This is a genomic window from Nocardiopsis sp. M1B1 (assembly GCF_052466615.1).
In genome coordinates this window covers 3,528,166-3,547,981 of record NZ_CP196194.1, presented here as the reverse complement: position 1 = coordinate 3,547,981, position 19,816 = coordinate 3,528,166, and the positions used below count along the sequence as shown (strand labels likewise).

At 73.0% G+C, this 19,816-nt stretch carries 21 protein-coding genes and 1 pseudogene; 7 read left to right on the top strand and 15 right to left on the bottom strand.

What is annotated here, in order from left to right; genetic code table 11:
* Positions 1 to 50: 50 nt before the first annotated feature.
* The 5 genes from ACSTA4_RS15460 to ACSTA4_RS15440 form a co-directional block, all read right to left on the bottom strand.
* Entirely contained in the window at positions 51 to 659 is a 609-nt protein-coding gene (locus ACSTA4_RS15460) for a DUF3887 domain-containing protein (RefSeq protein WP_444959877.1), read from the bottom strand.
* A 150-nt stretch (positions 660 to 809) separates the two neighbouring features.
* Complete coding sequence (locus tag ACSTA4_RS15455) at positions 810 to 1,454, bottom strand: response regulator (RefSeq protein ID WP_444959876.1); 645 nt, start codon at positions 1,452 to 1,454, stop codon at positions 810 to 812.
* Positions 1,435 to 2,700 carry a sensor histidine kinase gene (locus ACSTA4_RS15450; protein WP_444959875.1) on the bottom strand — a complete coding sequence of 422 codons (1,266 nt, stop codon included), beginning with the start codon at positions 2,698 to 2,700 and terminating at the stop codon, positions 1,435 to 1,437. Before ACSTA4_RS15450 ends, ACSTA4_RS15455 begins: the two co-directional genes overlap by 20 nt.
* A 45-nt stretch (positions 2,701 to 2,745) precedes the next feature.
* Positions 2,746 to 3,612: an ABC transporter permease gene (locus tag ACSTA4_RS15445; RefSeq protein WP_444959874.1), complete on the bottom strand. Its 867-nt coding sequence runs from the start codon at positions 3,610 to 3,612 to the stop codon at positions 2,746 to 2,748.
* The gene (locus tag ACSTA4_RS15440) at positions 3,609 to 4,526 is read right to left on the bottom strand and encodes an ABC transporter ATP-binding protein (protein ID WP_444959873.1); all 918 of its coding nucleotides are present in this window, start codon (positions 4,524 to 4,526) and stop codon (positions 3,609 to 3,611) included. Before ACSTA4_RS15440 ends, ACSTA4_RS15445 begins: the two co-directional genes overlap by 4 nt.
* 237 nt (positions 4,527 to 4,763) lie before the next feature.
* On the opposite strand from ACSTA4_RS15440, the gene ACSTA4_RS15435 reads away from it, so the two are divergent.
* Positions 4,764 to 5,765, top strand: a complete 1,002-nt coding sequence (locus tag ACSTA4_RS15435; protein ID WP_444959872.1) for an exonuclease domain-containing protein — start codon at positions 4,764 to 4,766, stop codon at positions 5,763 to 5,765.
* Between the two features lie 121 nt (positions 5,766 to 5,886).
* Here the strand turns inward: ACSTA4_RS15435 and ACSTA4_RS15430 are convergent, their stop codons facing one another.
* The gene (locus ACSTA4_RS15430; RefSeq protein ID WP_444959871.1) at positions 5,887 to 7,035 is read right to left on the bottom strand and encodes a baeRF2 domain-containing protein; all 1,149 of its coding nucleotides are present in this window, start codon (positions 7,033 to 7,035) and stop codon (positions 5,887 to 5,889) included.
* A gap of 276 nt (positions 7,036 to 7,311) precedes the next feature.
* On the opposite strand from ACSTA4_RS15430, the gene ACSTA4_RS15425 reads away from it, so the two are divergent.
* Entirely contained in the window at positions 7,312 to 8,184 is an 873-nt protein-coding gene (locus tag ACSTA4_RS15425) for a helix-turn-helix domain-containing protein (protein WP_444959870.1), read from the top strand.
* 88 nt (positions 8,185 to 8,272) lie between these two features.
* Here ACSTA4_RS15425 and ACSTA4_RS15420 read toward each other — a convergent pair whose 3' ends face one another.
* The 3 genes from ACSTA4_RS15420 to ACSTA4_RS15410 form a co-directional block, all read right to left on the bottom strand.
* Positions 8,273 to 9,064 carry an alpha/beta fold hydrolase gene (locus ACSTA4_RS15420; protein ID WP_444964186.1) on the bottom strand — a complete coding sequence of 264 codons (792 nt, stop codon included), beginning with the start codon at positions 9,062 to 9,064 and terminating at the stop codon, positions 8,273 to 8,275.
* A 301-nt stretch (positions 9,065 to 9,365) separates the two neighbouring features.
* Positions 9,366 to 10,637, bottom strand: coding sequence for an MFS transporter (locus ACSTA4_RS15415; RefSeq protein WP_444959869.1), 1,272 nt, complete (start codon positions 10,635 to 10,637; stop codon positions 9,366 to 9,368).
* Between the two features lie 237 nt (positions 10,638 to 10,874).
* Positions 10,875 to 11,462: a TetR/AcrR family transcriptional regulator gene (locus tag ACSTA4_RS15410; RefSeq protein ID WP_444959868.1), complete on the bottom strand. Its 588-nt coding sequence runs from the start codon at positions 11,460 to 11,462 to the stop codon at positions 10,875 to 10,877.
* 106 nt (positions 11,463 to 11,568) lie between these two features.
* Between ACSTA4_RS15410 and ACSTA4_RS15405 the strand changes: the two genes are divergently transcribed.
* Positions 11,569 to 11,751 carry a hypothetical protein gene (locus ACSTA4_RS15405; protein WP_444959867.1) on the top strand — a complete coding sequence of 61 codons (183 nt, stop codon included), beginning with the start codon at positions 11,569 to 11,571 and terminating at the stop codon, positions 11,749 to 11,751.
* 122 nt (positions 11,752 to 11,873) lie between these two features.
* Here ACSTA4_RS15405 and ACSTA4_RS15400 read toward each other — a convergent pair whose 3' ends face one another.
* Complete coding sequence (locus tag ACSTA4_RS15400) at positions 11,874 to 12,371, bottom strand: MarR family winged helix-turn-helix transcriptional regulator (protein ID WP_444959866.1); 498 nt, start codon at positions 12,369 to 12,371, stop codon at positions 11,874 to 11,876.
* Between the two features lie 40 nt (positions 12,372 to 12,411).
* A complete protein-coding gene (locus tag ACSTA4_RS15395; protein WP_444959865.1) occupies positions 12,412 to 13,041 on the bottom strand; it encodes an NAD(P)-dependent oxidoreductase in 630 nt (209 codons plus the stop codon).
* Between the two features lie 220 nt (positions 13,042 to 13,261).
* Between ACSTA4_RS15395 and ACSTA4_RS15390 the strand changes: the two genes are divergently transcribed.
* On the top strand, positions 13,262 to 14,434 hold the full coding sequence (locus ACSTA4_RS15390) for an RNA-guided endonuclease InsQ/TnpB family protein (protein WP_444964185.1): 1,173 nt from the start codon (positions 13,262 to 13,264) through the stop codon (positions 14,432 to 14,434).
* Positions 14,435 to 14,523: 89 nt separating this feature from the next.
* Positions 14,524 to 14,943: pseudogene (locus ACSTA4_RS15385) on the top strand (alkaline phosphatase D family protein); the annotation flags it as partial.
* Positions 14,944 to 15,010: 67 nt separating this feature from the next.
* Here ACSTA4_RS15385 and ACSTA4_RS15380 read toward each other — a convergent pair.
* Both ACSTA4_RS15380 and ACSTA4_RS15375 read right to left on the bottom strand, forming a co-directional pair.
* A complete protein-coding gene (locus tag ACSTA4_RS15380; RefSeq protein WP_444964184.1) occupies positions 15,011 to 15,616 on the bottom strand; it encodes a Uma2 family endonuclease in 606 nt (201 codons plus the stop codon).
* Between the two features lie 83 nt (positions 15,617 to 15,699).
* Positions 15,700 to 16,401 carry a metal-dependent transcriptional regulator gene (locus tag ACSTA4_RS15375; protein WP_081642913.1) on the bottom strand — a complete coding sequence of 234 codons (702 nt, stop codon included), beginning with the start codon at positions 16,399 to 16,401 and terminating at the stop codon, positions 15,700 to 15,702.
* A 124-nt stretch (positions 16,402 to 16,525) separates the two neighbouring features.
* Here ACSTA4_RS15375 and ACSTA4_RS15370 point away from each other — a divergent pair, with 124 nt between their 5' ends.
* Together ACSTA4_RS15370 and ACSTA4_RS15365 are read left to right on the top strand one after the other, a co-directional pair.
* Positions 16,526 to 17,329: a potassium channel family protein gene (locus ACSTA4_RS15370; RefSeq protein ID WP_444959864.1), complete on the top strand. Its 804-nt coding sequence runs from the start codon at positions 16,526 to 16,528 to the stop codon at positions 17,327 to 17,329.
* The gene (locus ACSTA4_RS15365; protein WP_444959863.1) at positions 17,326 to 17,580 is read left to right on the top strand and encodes a hypothetical protein; all 255 of its coding nucleotides are present in this window, start codon (positions 17,326 to 17,328) and stop codon (positions 17,578 to 17,580) included. The genes ACSTA4_RS15370 and ACSTA4_RS15365 overlap by 4 nt, the downstream gene beginning before the upstream one ends.
* Before the next feature lie 65 nt (positions 17,581 to 17,645).
* On the opposite strand, the gene ACSTA4_RS15360 is transcribed toward ACSTA4_RS15365, so the two are convergent.
* Both ACSTA4_RS15360 and ACSTA4_RS15355 read right to left on the bottom strand, forming a co-directional pair.
* The gene (locus tag ACSTA4_RS15360; RefSeq protein WP_444959862.1) at positions 17,646 to 19,082 is read right to left on the bottom strand and encodes a methyltransferase domain-containing protein; all 1,437 of its coding nucleotides are present in this window, start codon (positions 19,080 to 19,082) and stop codon (positions 17,646 to 17,648) included.
* 58 nt (positions 19,083 to 19,140) lie between these two features.
* The gene (locus ACSTA4_RS15355; protein WP_444959861.1) at positions 19,141 to 19,758 is read right to left on the bottom strand and encodes a DUF4291 domain-containing protein; all 618 of its coding nucleotides are present in this window, start codon (positions 19,756 to 19,758) and stop codon (positions 19,141 to 19,143) included.
* Between the last annotated feature and the right edge of the window lie 58 nt (positions 19,759 to 19,816).

The following is a 19,816-nucleotide window of genomic DNA, read 5'->3' as shown; positions in this document are numbered from 1 at the left end:
GGGCCCGACCCGGGTCGTGGCCGTCCTCGACACGTTCGGGGATTCGTCGGTCACGACGGCTTCCCTTCGAGGATGTGCAGACCGGCCACGGTGCGGTCGTCGCGGAACGCGATCCGTGCCGTGTAGTCGCCCGCCTCGAACGAGAGCGGCGTGTTCGTGACCGTCACGTCGCCGGCGCGGGCGGCCTCCGGCTCTCCACGCCCCTCGAAGGCTCCCGAAAGGCCGATGATCTGCGCCCACGCGGCCGCGAGCGCGTCCTGCGACAGGCCGTCGCGCATGGCCGGATCGAACCGCTCGGTGACGTGCGACCATCGCCCGGACGCGAGGTCCTCGATCACCGAGGCGGCCAGTTCGGCGGCTCCGGGGAGCGGTGTGGTGTTCATGGGCTCTCCTGTTCTGGGATCGATCGGTTTTCCGTAGCGCTGGAACGCCGCCTGCCTGCTCACGCCGAGCGCGTCACCGATGACCTGCCACGTGACGCCGTCCTGGCGCGCCTGCCCCACGACGGCGCGCACGACGTCGTCGGCGGCCGCGCGCATGCTCACGGCACGCTCCAGCGAGTCGGCCCAGTCGTCGTCCCTCGTCAGGACGCGCGAGGCGAGGAACGCTTCCGTGCGCGCCTTCAGGACACGCAGCGCCTCTGTCAATTTTTCTTGCACATGTAAACTTTAGCTTGACAAGCAGGCCGTGGGCAAGCGGGTGAGCGCGACCCACTACGGAAAACGGCGCCCCTCACCGGCGCCCGAAGGACTTCGCGGTACGCGTGCCCCTTTGCGGCCCGTGCCGCCCGAACCCCGCCGCGGCCGCCCTCAGCTGCCCAGGTAGCGCAGCACCGCCAGAACCCGGCGGCTGTAGCCGGAGGCGTGCCCCAGACCCAGCTTGTCGAAGATCGCGTTGACGTGCTTCTCCACCGCGCTCAGCGACACGTACAGCCGCTCGGCGATCGAGGCGTTGCTCAGCCCCTGCGCCATGCGCTCCAGGACGTCGCGCTCGCGCGGGGTGAGCCGGGCCAGCGGGTCGGTGTGGGTGGTGCGCGCCAGCAGCTGGCGCACCACCTCGGGGTCGAAGGCCGCCCCGCCCGCGCGCACCCGCTCCAGGGCCTCCAGGAACTCCCCCACCTCCGACACCCGGTCCTTGAGCAGGTAGCCGACCCTGCCCGAGGCCCCGGCCAGCAGTTCGGCGGCATAGCGCTGCTCCACGTACTGCGACAGCACCAGCACCGCCACCTTCTCGTGGTCGGCGCGGATGCGCAGCGCCGCCCGCAGCCCCTCGTCGGTGTGGGTGGGCGGCATCCGCACGTCCACCACGGCGGCGTCGGGCGCGTGCTCGACGACGGCGGCCAGCAGAGCGTCGGCGTCGCCCACCGCCGCCGCCACCTCGTGCCCCTCCTCCTCCAACAACCGCACCAGGCCCTCCCTGAGCAGGACCGAGTCGTCAGCGATCACCAGGCGCATGGGGGCTCCGTATCGTGGTCAGGGGCAGCACGGCGCGTACCGTGGTCGGACCGCCCCGGGGACTGTGTACCGCCAGTGTGCCGTCCAGCGCCCGCACCCGCCTGGCCAGGCCGGTCAGCCCGCCGCCCGCGGGGTCGGCGCCGCCGCGGCCGTCGTCGAGCACCCGCAGGTCCAGAACGCCGTCGGCGTCGTCCAGGTGCACGATCACCATCCCGGCTCCGGCGTGCTTGACGGCGTTGGTGATGGCCTCGCGCGCCGCGAAGTACACCGCCGTGGCCAGTTCGCGGGGCGGCGGGGCCGACAGGCGCGCGCGCACCTCCACCGGCAGGGGGCTGCGTTCGGCCACCTCGGTCAGCGCCGCCTCCAGGCCCAGGGCGTCCAGCGCGGTGGGGTAGACCCGCCAGGCCACCTCCCGCAGCTCGTCCAGCAGCACCCGGGTCTCGGTGTGCGCCTGGCGGACCAGCCGCGCCGCGCGCTCGGGGTCGTGGCCGCGCTGGGCCCGCCCCAGCAGCATGGCCAGCGCCACCACGCGCTGCTGGACGCCGTCGTGCAGGTCGCGTTCGATGCGCCGCCGCTCCTCGTCCACCGCCCGCACGATGCCCGACCGGGTGGAGGTCAGCTCGTCGATGCGCCGGTGCAGCAGGTCCTCGCTGCTGGGGCCCACCAGGCGGCGGGCCAGGGCACGGTCGGCGGCCGAGGCCAGCGCCGCCACCAGCCACGTCGCCGCCAGGACGACCAGGCCCATGAACAGGCCCACACTGACGCTGGAGACGTGTATCCGCGCGCCGGGCATGAGCACGGGCACGTTGGTGCCGCCCCCGGTGAACAGCTCCAGTACGGCCCCGCCGACGAAGACCGCCACCAGCATCAGCGCGGTGGGCGCCAGGTAACCGCACACCAGCGCCGCCGGAAGGCGCAGCAGCAGGTAGGCCACGCGCGGGGCGGCTCCGGTCCCCGGCTCGACGACGCCGCCCCCCGACCAACGGGCCAGGCGGGCCAGGTCCGCGTCGCCCAGGCGCACCGCCGACCGGGTCACCGCGCCGCGGAACCGGCGCCGGGCCCGGGAGGGCAGGAACGGGGCGCACACCAGCGCCGCGGCCGCCGCGAGGACCCACACCAGCGTCAGCGCGGCGGTGCACAGCCCCAGCACGGTGCCCGTCAGCTCGCGCCCGGCCCGTGCCAGCGGCGCGGCCGCCGCCCGCGCCCAGGCGCGTGGGCCGTCCCCGGCCCCGGCCCACTCGGCCATCCGCCCCTCACCCCTCTTCTCCCGCGACCGTCCGCACCCGCCGCCTCAGGCGTCCCGGAGCCGGAGCACCAGAGCGCCCGCCGCCAGGCTCGCCGCGGTCCAGCACGCGAGCACCGCGCCGCCCGTCGCGGGCGTGAGCGCGTGGTCGAACCGCCCGATCACGAAGGCGCTGTCCACGAACGAGATCCCGGCGAGGAACGGCATGCGCCCGGCGAGGTAGACGCCCACCTCACTGCCCATCAGCAACAGCATCACCGGCAGGCCCAGGATCAGCATGAACACCGTGGTCAGCGCCGCTGCGGCCGACCGCAGCGCGGCGCCGACCCCCACGGTGGCCACGGCCACGGCGGTCAGGTACACGGCCATGCGTACCACGTCCGCGGCGGCCTGCCCCGGCTCCAGGGTGCCGTACCCCTCCAGGTAGGGGTGCCGCAGCACCAGGTGCGCCAGAAGCGTACCGACCGTCCCCGTCACCAGGGACGCCGCGAACACGGTGGCGGCCACGGCCAGGGACTTCGCCGCGAGCACGCGCGCCCGCACCGGGACCGCCTGGAGGGTGGGGTGGATGGAGCGGGAGGAGTACTCGGAGGTGATGGCCGGCAGCGCCACGGCGATGACGGCGAACTGCACGGCCCACATGGCGGCGTAGACCGCCATCTCCGACGCCGGGACCTCGGCGGTCGGCACGTTCCCGTTCTGCATGTTGCTGACGGTCGAGACCGCCGCGCCCGGCGCCACCACGGCCATGAGCAGCAGGACCGCGGCCAGACCCCACCACGTGGAGCGCACCGAGCGGAGCTTGACCCACTCGGCGGAGGCGGCCGCGGCCAGGTCGGACAGGGCCCGCGCCGGGCCGGGAGCGCGGTCGGCGGCGGGGGCCGGGGACGTCCCGGTCGTGGTGGAGGTCGTCACGGTCGGCTCCTGTTCGCGGTGGTGTACTGCACGCTGTCGGCGGTCAGCTCCCGGTAGGCCTGCTCCAGGGACGCGTCGCGCGTGCTCAGCCGGTGCAGGGCCACCCCCGCCCGGTGGGCCAGTTCCCCGACCCGTTCGGCGGGCACGCCGGTGACCACCAGTTCGCCCGGGCCGGGGCGCTCGACCCCGGCCCCCTCCGCCTCCAGCGCGGTGACCAGGTCCTCGGGGTGGGGCGCGCGCACCAGCACGGCCGTCCACGCGCTGTTGCCCAGCACCTCGGCCAGGGGCGCGTCGGTGATGAGCCGTCCCCGGCCGAGCACCACCAGGTGGTCGGCGGTCAGTTGCATCTCGCTCATCAGGTGGCTGGAGACGAACACGGTGCGCCCCTCGTCCGCCAGGGAGCGCATCAGGTCCCGGATCCAGCGCACACCGTCGGGGTCCAGGCCGTTGACGGGCTCGTCGAACAGCAGCAGACCCGGGTCGCCCAGCAGGGCGGCGGCGATGCCCAGGCGCTGGCTCATGCCCAGGGAGAAGGCCCCCGCGCGCCTGCGCGCCACCTCGGCCAGCCCCACGGCCTCCAGTACCTCGTCCACGCGGCGGTCGGGGATGCGGTGGGTGCGGGCCAGACCCAGCAGGTGGGAGCGGGCGCTGCGTCCGGGGTGCACGGCACGGGCGTCCAGGACGGCGCCCACGTGGTGCAGGGGCCGGTCCAGCTCCCGGTAGGGGCGGCCCTCCACCAGGGCCCGCCCCGCGGTGGGCCGGTCCAGGCCCAGCACCATCCGCATCGTCGTGGTCTTGCCCGCGCCGTTGGGCCCCAGGAAGCCGGTCACCCGGCCGGGGCGGACCTCCAGGTCCAGCGAGTCCACGGCGAGGGTCTCCCCGTAGCGCTTGGTCAGTCCCCGCAGGGTGATCATGTGCGGTCCTCGTCTCGTCGTTCGTGCGGCGGTGACCACGCTAGGAAAGGGGACCCCGGCCGGACCATGGGGCGTACCGCCAGGTCGGGTGCGGTGCGCGCCAGAGCGGGGGTGGGGTTTTCCTCAGGGCGCGGGCGGGGCCGCGCCGTCGGCGCCTGACCGGTGGGGCCGTTTCGTCCCCGAAGGCGTCCGGGCCCGGATAGCCTCGGTCCGTTCCCCGTTTGCAGGAGGTGCGCGGTGTCCCGGACCTGGACCGCGATCGACTTCGAGACCGCCAACCACGACCGCGGCAGCGCGTGTGCGGTCGGCCTGGTGCGGGTGCGCGACGGCGCGGTCGTGGACCGGTACACCACGCTGATCCGGCCGCCGAGGCAGGTGGACTTCTTCTCCCGCCACAACATCGCCGTGCACGGCATCACCGCGGCCGACGTCGCCGACGCCCCCTCCTGGGAACAGGCGCACGCGCGCATCGTGGAGTTCGCCGACGGCAGCCCCCTGGTGGCGCACAACGCCGCCTTCGACATGGGGGTGCTGCGCCAGGCCTGCGGGCACACCGGTCTGCCCCACCCGGCGTGGGAGTACGCGTGCACGCTGGCGCTGTCCCGGCGCACCTGGGGCGGGCTGCCCGACCACAAGCTGCCGACCGTGTGCGCCCACATCGGGCACCGGGTGACGCACCACCACCGCGCCGACGCCGACGCCGAGGCCGCCGCGCGCATCGTGATCGCCGCCATGGAGCGCTACGGCACCCCGTCGCTGGCCGACGTGGCCCGTGCCGCGAGGATGGACCTGCGCCGGGTGGAGGCCTCGGCCGGGAGCGCGGTACCCGCTCCGGTCCCGGCCGCCGCCGCGCCCGCCCAGCCCGCGCTGTTCGCCGCGTCCGCCGCCGGGCCCGAGGACCGGTTCGGACGGTGGCAGCGCGACGCCCAGACGCCGCTGCCCGAGCCCTCCCCGGACGCCGACCCCACCGGGCCGCTGTACGGGCGCACCGTGTGCGTCTCCGGCGACCTGGAGTCCATGGACAAGCCCGAGGTGTGGCGGCGCGTGGCCGAGGCGGGCGGGCGGCCCGCCAAGAACGTCACCAGGAAGACCGACGTGCTCATCCTCGGGAGCCACGGCGGCCCCGGCAAGACCGCCAAGCACCTGCGGGCCGAGACCTACCGCGAGCGAGGCCAGCGCATCGACCTGGTCACCGAGGCCGAACTGCTGGCCCTGCTGGGGATGACCACCCGTCCCTGACCGGAACGCGCCCTGTGTTCCCGCGACGGGGAGGGTGGACCGGCCCCCGCCGGCTCCGGCGGGTGCCGCGCACGGGGCCGCCCGCGCCCGGAGACGGACGCGGGCGGCTCGGTTGGGTCGGTCAGACCCTCTCGTTCGGCGACGTGGGAAAGCGCAGGATCGCGCCGTTCTCGGCGCTGGTGTGGCCGTGGTCGAGGACCTCGCCGAAACCGGCGTCGGCGGCCATCGCCGAACGCAGCATCAGCGCGCTGGCCGGTGCCCGGAACGCCGCGTCGGGGTCGTCCAGGTCCGCCGGGTCCTTCGACACCAGCACCGGCTCATCCGGTGATCCCCACAGCTCGGGTTCGCCGTCGCGGTTGGCGCCCAGCAGCAGGGTGCGCACCCGCGCCTCCGACAGCATCGGCAGGGTGGGCTCGGTTCCGCGCACCGCCTGGTCGTTGGCGAGTTTCTGGTGGTAGTCGGCGATGATGTCGTCGTGGCCGTCGATGACGAAGTCGCGCAGCGCCTCCGCCGCGGCCTCGTGCAGGCGCTCCTCGGCGTCGGGGCCGCCCCGGCCCCCGGCCACCAGCCTGACCGGGATGCTCAGCTTGCGCTCGCCCAGGTTGTCGCGCAGGTAGGCGATGGCCTCCTCGTCACCGCCGACGAAGATGATCCGCGCGTCCACCTCGGCGACGGCCTCGCGCACCTGCTGGGCGATCCGGGCGGTGTTCTCCCGCCAGGTCTCCATCGGGTAGTGCTTGCCGTCGAAGCGGCCGTTGTACCCGCTCAGGACACCGGGCCCGCCCCGGCCCATCGGGTCGATGTTGCGCAGGTCGGCACCGGAGAAGTCCTTCTCGGAGGCCGGTCCGCTGGAGGGCTGGCCGGTGTAGGAGAACACCTTGGCGTTGACCCGGTCCAGCGCCACCAGGACGTGGGGCAGGTAGCGCCCCCGGTCCACGACCACGGGCAGGGGGTCGGGGACCGGCATGCGCAGGGCGCGGCTCTGCGCGGGCGGTTCGGAGAGCGTGTACGCGCCGAGCAGGCGCCCCTCGGAGGCGAACAGGGAGTGGCCGTGGCTGCCGAAGGCCCGGGAGGAACCGTCCCTGACCGCCTGTTCCAGCACGTCCAGGGTCGCCTTGTCGGTGCCCAGCGAGGAGAGTTCGTCCCGCAGGTGGCGCCAGCGCAGTTCGAGTTCCTTGCCGGCGTCGGTCCTGTCGCGGCTGGTGTCCAGGTGCACCGAGGCCACCGGAGCGTCACTCTCGTACAGAGGTCGCAGAAAACCCAGGTCCATGTGTCCGCGGGGCGTGTGTCCCCGCCCCGCCCACCTCCTTCTCGGGGTCGGTCTGCGGGCCATCCTCGGGCCCATGATGCTTGCTTCGGGGCACGCCACGTCGGCACAGACGCGCTTCTTGCCCAAGGATTTCCTGTCCTTGGACGGCTCCCCTACCCCGTCGGCCGCAGGACATGGGTGAAGAGGACCGATGAACGCACAGAAGGGGGTCGCCAACTGTCGGGCGCGGAGGGGGTCCGGGCCGCTAGCGTCGGTGACGCGGAGAAGGAGGGCACCATGCTGGACCGGCTCAACCGGGCCCTGGAGAAGGTCGAGGAGGACACCGGACGGCCGGTGGACGTGGCGGAGATGGCGCGGATCGCGCTCACCTCCGAGCACCACCTGCGCCGCCTGTTCTCGGCGCTGGCGGGGATGCCCCTGTCGGAGTACGTGCGGCGGCGCAGGCTCACCCTCGCCGGTGCCGAGGTGCTCGGAGGCGGCGACAGCCTGCTCGACATCGCGGTGCGCCACGGCTACGGGTCGGCCGAGGCCTTCGCCCGGGCCTTTCGCGCCATGCACGGTGTGGGGCCGGGCGAGGCCCGCCGGACCGGCGCGGTGCTCGCCTCGCAACCGAGGATGTCCTTCCGCCTGACCATCGAAGGGGGTACCACCATGCGTTACCGGATCGTGGACAAGGAGGCCTTCCGCCTCGTGGGGCCCAAGGCGCGGGTGCCGATCGTCCACGAGGGCCGCAACCACGCCATGGAGGAGTTCCTCAGGGGCCTGGACCAGGAGGTTCGAGCACGCGTCGCGGAGCTCTCCGACCAGGAACCGCGCGGTGTCCTGGGCGTCACCGCCGCCCTGTCCCCCGACCGCGGGGAGGGGAGCCTGATCGACTACTACGAGGCCGCGGCGACCTCCGCCCGGGGCGCGGAGGGCATGGAGGCGCTGGAGGTGCCGAGCGGTACCTGGGTGGTCTTCCCGAAGTCGGTGCCCGTGGCGCAGTGCCCCGAGGGGTTGCAGCACATGTGGGCGGACGCCTTCGGCCGGTGGTTCCCCTCCAACACGGCCTACCGGGCCACCGAGGGGCCGGAGATCCTGCGGGTCTCCTACACCGAGGACGGCGCCACCGCCGAGGCCGAGCTGTGGCTGCCCGTCGAGCGCGTCTGACGCGCCCTGCGGCCCCCGCTGCGGCGCGGAGGCGCCGCCCGCCGGGTACCGCGCGGCCGCCGATAGGACCAGCCGTGGCGGTCGCCTCCTAGACGCGGGTGCGGCAGCGGTCCAGGAAGCGGCGCAGCACCTCGTTGAACCGCTCGGGCCGCTCCAGGTTGGGCAGGTGCCCGGCGCCCTCGACGATCTCCACGACCGAGTCCGGCACCAGCACGTGCATGGACTCGGCGAGATCGGGCGGGGTGAACACGTCGTGCTGGCCCCCCACCAACAGGGTCGGCGCGGACACCCGGCGCAGTAGGGGCGCGTAGTCCTGGCGCCTGGCGCGGCCCAGCAGGGCGGCCGCCGCCCCCTCGGGCGGGGCGGCGTACATCATCGCGCGCACGTGGTCGGCCACCGCGGGCAGTTCGCGCACGTTGGCGGCGGTCATCATGCCCACGAGCACCTCGTCGCCGTAGCCGCGCATGCCCTCGGCGCGCAGCCGTTCGGCCAGCGCCACGCGGGCGGCACGGCCCCGCTCGGTCTCGGCGCTGGGGTTGGTGGCGGCCAGGGTCAGCGAGTCCACGCGGTCGGGGAAGAGCCGGTACAGCTCCAGGGCGATCTGGCCGCCCATCGACAGCCCCACCACGCTCACCACGTCCAGGCCCAGGTGGTCCAGGAGCGCGTCCAGGTCGCGGGCGAAGGTGTCCAGGGTCGTGGTCCCGGGGACGACGGTGCTGCTCCCGTACCCGCGCAGGTCGGGGGCGATCACCCGGTAACCGCGTCCCGCCAGGGCCCTGACCTGGGGCTCCCACATGGTGCGGTCGAAGGGGTGACCGTGGATCAGGAGGGCGGGGTACCCGGCCCCGCGGTCGGTGTAGGTGACGTTGATCCCGCGCACGGAGGCGATGCCCGGGCCTTCACTGCTCGCCGTGTTCGTCGTCTGGTGTGCCACAGGAACCGATGCTATTCAGACGCGCAAGGGCCCTGGCCACCGAGGGCCCCGGAGCCGGGTCGCGGCCGGGCCGCGGTCGGGCCGTAGGCGGTCCCTCGACGCCTACGGCCCGCGGGTACCGCGACCCGCCGTCCTCGGGCGCGGTACGGCGTGGCGGTCGGGCGCCCGCCACGCGACGCCGGACGCGGAGCGCCCGGCTACGGGGAGGACGCGCCCGGACGCCGTCGGGTTCGGACGCGGTTCACCGCTACGCCGCCCCCTTCCGGTCGGGGGAGCGGCGGGCCGGACGGGCCTCGCGGGTACCGCGGCCCAGGACGAGGGCCGCCACCAGGTAGGGCAGCGCGAACAGGGCGAAGGCCAGGGCGTGCCCGGTCACCGCGAACACCCCCGCGTACAGCAGGTAGGAGGCCGTGGTGAGGGCGTCGGTGCCCAGACCGGCCAGGGAGGTGACGGTGGCCCGGCTCGGCCCGGTGATGCGGTCCTGGAGGCGGGCGTCGGCGACCACCCCCGCGGTCTGGCACAGGCCGAAGCCCACGCCGATCAGCACCCATCCCACCGGGCCGTCCAGCAGGGCCCCGGCGGCGATGGCGGGTGCGGCCAGGCCCACCAGGAAGGCCAGGACCCGCACGGGCAGCCGGGAGGCGGGCCCTGCCAGCAGCCCGCCCAGGAGCACGAAGGTCCACACCACCAGCACCGCCACGGGAACGGTGGCGGCGGGGACGCCGGACTCGGCGACGAGCAGGGGGACGTACTCGTCCAGCGCCTCCCAGAACCCGGTCACCGCGACCACGAGCACGATCGCGCCGCGCACCCGGCGGCTGGAGCGCGCCTCGGCCAGTCCGCCGCGCAGGGCGTCCAGGTAGCCGGAGGGCCCCTCCTCCGCTTCCCCGGTCTCCGCAGTGCCGTCAGCGCAGGCGGGGCCGTCCGCGGCGGCGCGGTGCTCGGGCAGGGCCAGGGCCGCCAGGGCGCACAGCACGCAGGCGGCGACGCTGGCCGCGCCGACCGCCGCGTAGCCGCCGTGGGCCATGACGGGGATGGCCAGCAGGGTGGCGGCGCCGACGGCCGCCACGTCCAGGGCGCGAGTCACGCCCATGACCCGGGCGTAGCGGTCGGACGCTCCGCGGCGGGCGAGTTCGGTGTAGACGAGGGCTTCGAGGGAGCCCGAGGACAGCGCGCCTCCCACGCCCCACAGGACGAAGCCGAGCGCGAAGGTCCAGTAGCCGGGCCACAGCAGCCACAGCACGAAAGCGCACGCGGCCAGGAGGGGGGCGGCGGCCAGCAGGTAGCGCCGCGGCACCACGTCGGCCCAGGCCCCGGCGGGGACGGACGCGAGGACCGAGGACAGCGACCAGATCACGAACAGGGAGCTGATCTGGGCGACGGTCAGGCCGGTCTCGTCGAACAGCAGCGCGTACAGCGGGTAGAGGAGGACGAACTCCCCCAGGGCCGCGTAGGCGTACAGGGGTCGGGTCAGACGGGACGGACGCGTGCCGGGGGCACGCGAGGACAGGGTGGTCATGGAGGTCTTTCGGTCGAGCGGAGACGGGCACCGGGGCGGGGACCGCCCGGGGTGGACCGCGTGCTCGGACCGAGGACCGGCTGGGGACTTAATGTCGCTGGAACATGCCTCCAGGATAGGCGTGCGCCGACCGCCGCGACAGGGGTTGTGGACAACTCGGCCGCAGACGTCGTGCACTGGTGCGCGGGACCGCCGCGCGGGCCGGAGTGCCCGTGCCCGCGGCCCCGCGCGCAGCCGTCAGTCCGCGCGGCCGGGGCCGGGGACGATGCGCTCGACCACGTCGGTCACCAGGTCGTGGAACCGGTCCTGGGAGAAGAGGTCGGGCAGGGTGAGCCGCTCCAGGATGAGCCAGTTCAGCGCCAGGTAGAGCAGGACGACGGTGGACGCGTCGCCGGGCATGTCGGACCCGGTGTGGAAGGCGATGTTGGCGTCCAGGTCGGCGCGGACGCGCTCGGTGAGCAACTGGCGCAGCTCCGGTCGCCGGGTGGCCTCCAGTCGCAGCTCCAGCAGGGCCAGGTAGCCGGAGGGGAAGTCGGTGAGGCGTCCCACCATCTCGTGCATCAGCTCGGTGACCCTGTCGCGGTCGCGCGGTCCCGTCTGGGCCGCGGCGATCACGTTGTTGTCAGGGTCCAGACGCTCGTAGAAGCGGTGGCCGACCTGGGTGAGCAGGTCGTCACGGTTGCTGAAGTAGTTGGACGCCGTGCCGTTGGGGACGGCCGCCTCGGTGTCCACGGCCCGGAAGGTCAGTCCACGCGCGCCCTCGCGGGCGAGCACCTCGATGGCCGCGTCGAGCAGGGCCGCCCGGCGTGCCGGATTCTGCCTCATGTCAGATCTCTCCTCAGAACGAAGTTGACACCACTTTGAGCGTAGTACTATGTTTTTACCACTCCAAGCAGAGTACTATGCAGTAAGCAAATGTGAGAGGAAACCCATGCGTGCCGATTCCATTCGTCTGGACCTGACCGCCGTGCCGTCCACCGAGGTCCGTCCCAAGATCGCTCCGCCCTTCACCCCGCCCCAGCCCCGGCCCCGGCGCAGGTACCGCGACGAGCACCCCAAGCCCTATTCGGTACGGCGCGCCAAGCCGCTGCCCAAGCCGGGCGGTGTCCGCTGACCAATGCCCCGACCGCCCCACGGGAACCGAGAGGAGGACCGCGCGTGCGCAAGCTCGTGTACGACCCGACGTGAGCGCCGGGAGCCCCTGCTGCGACGGACGTTCCCGCAAGGGGGCGCGGGTCAGATCCCGTGCAGCTCGCGGGCCCAGGCCTCCAGTCCGGCGGCGAACCCCTCCCGCTGCTCCGGCGAGAGCCGGTCGAAGGTCCGCAGCAGGGTCCGGGCCCGGCTGGCCACGAACGCGCGCATGAGGTCGCGGTGCTCGTCGGCCAGTGACACCAGGGCGCGCCGCCGGTTGGCGGGGTTCTCGCGGCGCACCACCAGCCCCACCCGGGTCAGGTCGCCGACCAGTTCGCTGACGGTGGAGGGGCCCACCCCCAGGCGGGAGGAGAGTTCGCCCATGCCGAGTTCCTGGCCGTGGACGAGCTGGGCCAGCACAGCGCCGTGCCGGGCGGTGAGGTGGTGGTCGGTGAACAGCCGCCGCAGTTCGGCGGGCATCTCGGTGTGGGCGCGGCGGTAGTAGGTCTCGATGAGGGGCACGAAGCGCAGCGCCCCCTCCACCATCGCGCGGTCCGGCACGCGCGTGTCCTCGGCCTCTTCCCGGCCCGCCCCCTGGTCCATGCGCAGATGCTACCGGGGGTGTGACGTGGTTGTTCGGGGCTCAGTCGGCGACGCCGACGGCCCGGCGTACGGTGGCCGGGGCGTCCAGGACCCGCAGCAGAGCGTGCGCCAGGTCCGCGCGCGAGATCCGGTAACCGGAGGGCACGTTGCGGTCCAGGGCCAGGCGGTACTCCCCCGTGGCCGGGGCGTCGGTCAGCTGGGGCGGGCGCACGACGGTCCAGGCGGCGCCGCTGGCCTCCAGGGCGGCCTCCATCCGCCCCAGGTCGAGGTAGGCGTCGCGGAAGAGCCTGCCGATCAGCGGCATGAGCAGCCGCTGCGCCAGCGGTCCTCCCGGTTCCTTCGGGCCGACGGGTGAGGCGCTGACCACGGCCAGGCGTGTGGCGCGGTCGCCCTCCAGCGCGCTCAGCACCGCGCCGGTCCAGGTGGTGGCGGGAAAGCCGCCCTTGGCGCTCGCGGCCAGCGCCGAGACCACCGCGTCCGTCGCGGAGAGCAGGGAGCGCAGCCGGTCGGGTTCGGGGACGGGCATCCGGACCGTCTCCAGTCGCTCGTGGGTGACGGGCAGTCGCGCCGGATCGCGGACCAGGGCCGTGACCCGGTGCCCCGCGTTCAGGGCCTGGTCCACGACGTGGCGGCCGGTGCCGCCGGTGGCGCCTAGAACGGTGATGCGCATGCTGACTCCTCGGGGGGTCGGGAGGGCCTCCTGAACACCATCGTAGTTCGGGCATCCGAAGTTTCCATGGGGGCCCGTTTTTCGGCGCCGACCGCTGCTGTTCTCCGTGTGCGGGTGGCGGTGGCGCCTGCGACCCGTGCAACGCGTTTCCAGGTTCCCCGGTGTGTTGTGGGTCATGGTGAGTTGCTTTGACTGCGGTCTGTCACTGGCCGGGTGCACGATGGTGGGTGTGTCGAAGATCGTGGTGCAGGTCAAGCTCACGCCGTCGCCCGAGCAGGCGGCGGTGCTGGCCTCGACCCTGCGCGTGCTCAACACCCACGCCACCTGGGTGGCGAAGGTGGCCCACGAACGCGGGGTGATGCGCAACTATGAGCTGCGTAAGCACACCTACCGCCAGTTGCGTGAGGCCGGGGTGGGCGCGCAGGCGGCCCAGCACGTGATCAAACGGGTGTGCGATGCCTACCGCGCCCGCCGGTCCGATCTGGACAACGGCAACTACGGGCCGAAGGGGTCGGTCCGCCGGGAGCGGATCGAGTCCACACCGATCGCTTTTCGCCCGGAGTCAGCGCACCCCTACGACGCGCGCAACCTGTCATTTGCGATGGATGCCCGCACGATCTCGTTGTGGACCTTCCAGGGCCGGTTGAAGAACGTGCCCTTCGTCGGCTCCCCCGACCAGATGAAGTTGCTGGCCGAGCACAGGCGTGGCGAGGCCGACCTGTTCTGCCGCGACAGTGTCTGGTTCCTGGCGGTGTCCGTCGAGGTGCCCGATGCCCCCGGCATCGTCCCCGACTCCTTCCTCGGGGTCGATCTGGGCATCGTCAACATCGCCACCACCAGCGGCGGCCAGGTCATGGCCGGGCGCAGGATCAATCGGTACCGCAGGCGCCAACAGCGGTTGCGGGCCAAACTCCAGTCCAAGGGCACCCGGTCCGCCAATCGTCTGCTCAGGAAGCGGCGTCGCCGTGAGGCCGGGCACGCCCGGGATGTCAACCACCGGATTTCGAAACGCATCGTGGCCGAGGCCGAACGCACCGGGCGCGGCATCTCCCTCGAAGATCTCAGGGGGATCCGCGGACGGGTACGGCAACGCAGGCTCCAACGGGTCACGCTGCACTCCTGGTCCTTCCACCAGCTGGGCGCCTTCATCGCCTATAAGGCCAAACTGGCCGGTGTTCCGCTGGTGTTCGTGAATCCGGCGTTCTCCTCCCGGGAGTGCGCTGCGTGTTCCTGCACCCACAGGGCCAACCGGGTCTCGCAGGCCTTATTCGTCTGCCGGTCGTGCGGCGTCGTTGCGCACGCGGACCGCAATGCTTCCCGTGTCCTGGCCCGCCGAGGCCAGGCCGTGTGGAACGCGGGGCGGAAGTCACACGTCCCACCCGAACACCCCTAACGGAGTGGTCGGGTCAGACGCGGTGGACTCCCTCGCACCCAGCGGGGTGGTTCAGCTGCAAGCTCGGTCCCTTCAGGCCCGAGAAGCTGACCAACGACGCCTGGGACAACTACCTCGTGGACCGTGACGAGGTCCGCGACCAGCTGGCGCGCACGCGCAACGGGGTGGTGATCAGCGGGGACGTGCACGCCAACTACGTGTGCGACGTCAAGGCCGACTTCGACGCCCCCGAGTCGCCGACGGTGGCCACCGAGCTGGTGGGCACCTCCGTCACCAGCGGCGGCGACGGCACCGAGCAGGCCCCCGGCTACGAGGTGCAGCTGCGGGAGAACCCGCACATCAGGTTCGTCAACCGCAAGCGGGGCTACGTGCGCAACGTCGTCACGCCCACCGAGTGGACGGCCGACTACCGCGTCGTGGACCACGTGAGCGAGCCGGGCTCGCCCATCCGCGACCGGGCGCGGTTCGTGATCGAGGACGGTGTGGCGGGCGTGCGCGCCGAGGGGTGAACCCTGACACGGGTCCGTACGGCGGGTGCGCGCCACCCGCCGCCCGGATCGTGACGCGACGACCGGCTCAGCGGCGCTGGATCTCGGTCAGGTCGATGTCGACGGGGAAGGGCCGGGAGGTCTTGAGGCGCTGCCGGTGGACGGTCGGCCTGGTGTAGCCGCCGGTGGGCGCGAGTTCGTGCACGTAGACCACGGCTTCGCCCCGGTCCTGCTCGATCAGCCAGAAGTTGGGGATACCGGCCTCGGCGTACAGTTGCGGTTTGCGCTCACGGTCGCGCAGCTCCGACTCGGGAGAGACCACCTCGACCACCAGTTCCACCGCCTCGGGTGCGAACCAGGTCTGTTCCGTCCCCCCGGTCGCCTGGGCCTGTACCAGGACGAGGTCGGGTTCGGGCCTTTGCCGCGGACCGAGTTTGAGGGTCATCTCCCTGCGCACGCGCAGGCGGTCGGGGGCCTGCTCGAACAGGCGAGTGTCCAGGACCGAGAGTACGACCGTGTGGAAGTTGCGTTGAGGGGTCACCAGTACCAGACTTCCGTCGATGAGTTCGGTGTGCGGCGGAAGATCCGGGATGCTGTCCAGGTCGTCGGCGGTGAATCCCTCCGGAGGCGGAGTCAGCGGCTCGTAACGGGATTCGGTGGAGGGCTGGCGTTCGGCCACAGGGGGAACGGGCATGTCGCTGCCTCCGGTCGTCGGATCGTTCTCGTCACCCACGGTAGCCACGTCCTTCGGGTAGCGACGGTGTTGCCGGGCAGGTCCTACCCCTGGTCGTCGGGGCTGATCCACAGTGCCTCGGCGGCCACCAGACCCAGGGCTTGAGAGCGCTGGGGAGCGCCCGCGTCGGCGCCCACGGTGATCTGCATCGACCCGGCGTAGGGACGGCGCTCGGCCACCTCCACCCGCATCCCGATGCCGATCTCGATGTCGGCCAGGTAGCGCAGCAGGTCGGGATCGGTGTCGTTGACGCGCACGATCACGCCGCTGACGCCCTTCTCAGCCTCCGACAGCAGCAGGCTCTCGCGCTCGACGATGTGGCCGTCGCGGGTGGGGATGGGGTCGCCGTGCGGGTCGACCACGGGGTCGCCCAGGTGGTGGGCGATGCGGTCGACGAACTTGTCCGAGACCACGTGTTCGAGGATCTCGGCCTCGTCGTGCACCTCGTCCCAGGAGTAGCCCAGCTCGGCGACCAGGTAGGTCTCCAGCAGGCGGTGGCGGCGCAGCACCGACAGGGCCGCCTTGGTGCCCGGCTCGGTGAGGTTGACCGCGCCGTAGCGCCGGTGCTCCACCAGGCCCAGTTCGCTGAGTTTGCGCAGCATCCCCGACACCGAGGAGTTGGACACCGACAGGCGCTCGGCCATGCCGGAGATGGTCACCGGCCCGGTGCCGCGTTCCTGGAGGTCGTAGATGACCTTCACGTAGTCCTCAACCGACGTGGACGGTCGTGTCGGTGCGTTGTCCATGACCACAACCGTATCGCGGACGGCTCACCGGCCACCATGTGCGCATCGGCCCTGTGGACAACACAGACGGGCGGAAGGGCACCCGGGTACGACCTGGGAGAACGGGGTTTGGTCGAATCGAGGGGTGGAACAGCACAGCACATCCCCTTCCCGAGCCGCGGACCGCCTGAGACGCTGGCGGTCCGCGACCGAACCGCCGCTGGTCTTCGCGGCTCTGGTGTTCATCGGTGCCTATGCCTGGCCCGCCGTCGACCCCGACCTGTCCCCGCGCTGGAGGGATCTGTGCGGGGCGCTCATCGCGGTCGTGTGGGCGGTCTTCGCCATCGACTACGCCGTACGCCTGTACCTGTCACCGGACCGGTGGACCTTCGTACGGCAGAACCTTCTGGACCTGCTGATCGTGGTACTGCCGGTGCTGCGCCCCCTGCACCTGGTCCGGCTCCTGACCGTCGTGTCCCTGCTGCACCGGCACATGTCGGTGTCCCTGCGCGGGCACGTACTGCTCTACACCGCGGGCATCACCGTCGTCATGCTCGTCATGGCCTCGGTGAGCGTCCTGCGCGCGGAGCAGAGCGCTCCCGGCGCCAACATCACCACGCTCACCGACGCGTTCTGGTGGTCGCTGGTGACGGTGTCCACCGTCGGCTACGGAGACCTGTACCCGGTCACCGACACGGGTCGCCTGATCGCCGCATTCCTCTTCGTCATGGGTATCGGACTGCTAGGCGTCATCACCGGAACGCTGTCCACGTGGCTGGTCCAGCGCGTGGAGGACGACAACGGGACGCGCGAGCGGGCCGCCGACGAGAACACCGCGCGGCAGCTGCGCGAGCTCACCGAGCAGGTCCGCGAGCTGAGGGCCGAGCTGGGACGCGTCGGCGCGACGGCCGAACCGGCGCCGCCGCGGAGCGGGCGGGCCGACCCGTGAGCGACCGGCGTGCCGGGAAGTACCGCAGGGGGCTCCTCCCGCCTCGGACGCGGGCCGTCGCCCGTGGTTCTCCGGCCGGCGGCGCCCTGCCCGCGTTCGAGGTGGAGGGCCTCGACGAGATTCTGGCCCGCCTCGCCGTCCACGGCATCGGCCACGACCCGGAGCAGGTCTACGACAACGGCGTACGCCACGTCGTCGTGTCTGCCCCGGACGGCAACAGCCTGTCCCTGGCCGTGGCCTCCGTCACGTGAGGGGAGCGCGCGCCGTCGCCGCGTTCCCTTGCTGCCGACGCTGGTGGGACGGCTCGCGTGGGAGGTCACTCCGGGCGGCGCGCGACCACCGAGAAGTTCAGCGGGATCCTGGGGGCGCCCTCGGGCAGCCGCCACCCCTGCGGGCACTCCACCAGGCCGGAGAAGGCGGGCCAGTCCATGAACGGGTGCTCCCCCAGCGCCTCGACGACCAGACCGGCCTCCAACAGCGCGCCCGTCACCTCCGCCAGGTCGTGGCGCCACTCGTGGTTGACGGTCTGGGTGATCGAGTCCGTGGGCCCGTCGGTGTAGGTGGCCGCGTCGTCGTAGACGTTGGCGCCCCCGCCGCTGAGGTAGTCACCGCTCACCTGCCACGGCTCGAAGTCCATGGCGCCCAGGATCGGGTGGTCGTCGCGGATCACGAACACCCCGCCCGGCTCCAACAGGTCGTGGATCGACCGGGCCCACGAGCGCAGCTCGGGCAGCCACACGATCGTCCCGGCGCTGGTCACGACCACCTCGAACGCGCGGTTGATGACCTGGGAGGCCGTGCGCGCGTCGCCCTCGACCCAGGTGACGTCCGCGCCGACGGCGTCGGAGATGCGCCGGGCGTGGGCCAGCGAGTTCGGCGACAGGTCCAGGCCGTGGACGTCCACGGCGCCCAGCCGGGCCCAGCAGACGGTGTCGGTGCCGATGTGGCACTGCAGGTGCAGCAGCGACCTCCCCGCCACCGTGCCGCCCTCCAGGTGGGGCGCGAGCACCGCGAGGTCGTTGAGCACGACCGGGGAGCGGCGGGAGGGGTCCGCGATCAGCCCGTCGACGTCGTACATCGCGGACCGGGCGTGGACGTCGGCGCGCTGGTCCCAGTTCGCTCGGTTCTGGGCGATCGCCCCGTCGTGCTCGCTCACGTCTGACCGCCTCGCTCCGTGTACGCGGGAAGTGGTGCGCGTGGGCGGGTTGGGCCCAGCCGGCGCCGGCGCCCTGCCCGCCGAAGGACGGTGTTCCCCCGGACGCCGGACGCGCCGCCCGATGGTACAGCTCCGCGCGCCCGCCCCGCCGGGATTTTCCGGGCGCCCACCGGCCCCGGGGAGCCGGCCCCTCGACCCCGCACTCAGGGCGCGGGCGTGCCCTGGTGGTAGTACAGCCGCCACGCGCCGTCCGCGTTGCGGCGCCACAGGGAGCTGCGCAGGGCCCGCGCCCCGTCGGGCCTCGGTCGCGTAGGTCAGGTGCACCAGGTCCGGGGCGAGCAGCCGCCCCACCATGTCGGTGACCCGCACCCGGCGCCGTTGCGGCCCCATCGTGTCGGGGCCGTCCATGGCGGGGAGCTCGGCCAGCATCGTCTCCCGGTCCCAGCGCCTGCCCGACCTGCCCACCTCGGTGAACTCGGGGTCCAGCAGCTCCCCGGCGAGCCTGCGTGAGGCGCGCACGTGCGGCTCCAGCAGCCGCAGCTCCCCCTCGATCACCCACTGGACCGCTTCGCCCGCCCCGCCTCCGGCTCCGTACACATCCGACCCCTCACCTGGACTGTCCGACTACGGTGACTCTGACCGGAGTGGTGCGTGGTCACACCGCGACGTCGTGTTCGCGGGCGGGGCGCAGGTGGTCCAGCTCCCCCGGCGCGACCGGGTAGGGGCGCTCGGCGGGCAGCAGCCGGGTCGCCGCGGCGGTCTCCCCCTCCTGGACCAGGGTGTGCACCCGGTGTGCGAGCGGGGTGACGTCGGTGATGGAGACGATCCACTCGTCCGCGTAGCGCCGGGCGGCCTCGCCCGCCAGCCCCAGTTGCAGGGAGCGGTGTTCCAGCGGGGTCAGGTACAGGTCGCGCTCGGGGTCCCACTGCACGCGGGCCGGCGCCTCGCGCAGCCGCGCGCGCCAGGTCTCCCGGTCGGGGTGGACGGCGGGCGCGTGGTGCGACAGGCACGCGTTGCGCAGCGCCCACGCGAAGCCCGCTCGGGTGATCTCCACGGCCAGCACGGTCTCCTGGTCCCTCTTCAGCCCCCATCCGGAGCGATACATCATCCACATGAACGAAGGCTTTAGCCAGGTCATGCGGTCGCGCTTCCAGGCGGAGGGGAAGCGTCCCCCGCGCGCGGCGGCCAGCCCGAGCGAGGGGGCGTAGGCCTGGTAGACGGTGACCGTGGTGTCGGTGTGCAGCGCGCGGATCTGGTGCCTGGGGACGTCCATGGGCCCAGCGTGGTGCCCGGGAACCGGGCGCGGCAAGCGGTTTTCCGCCCCCGCCGGG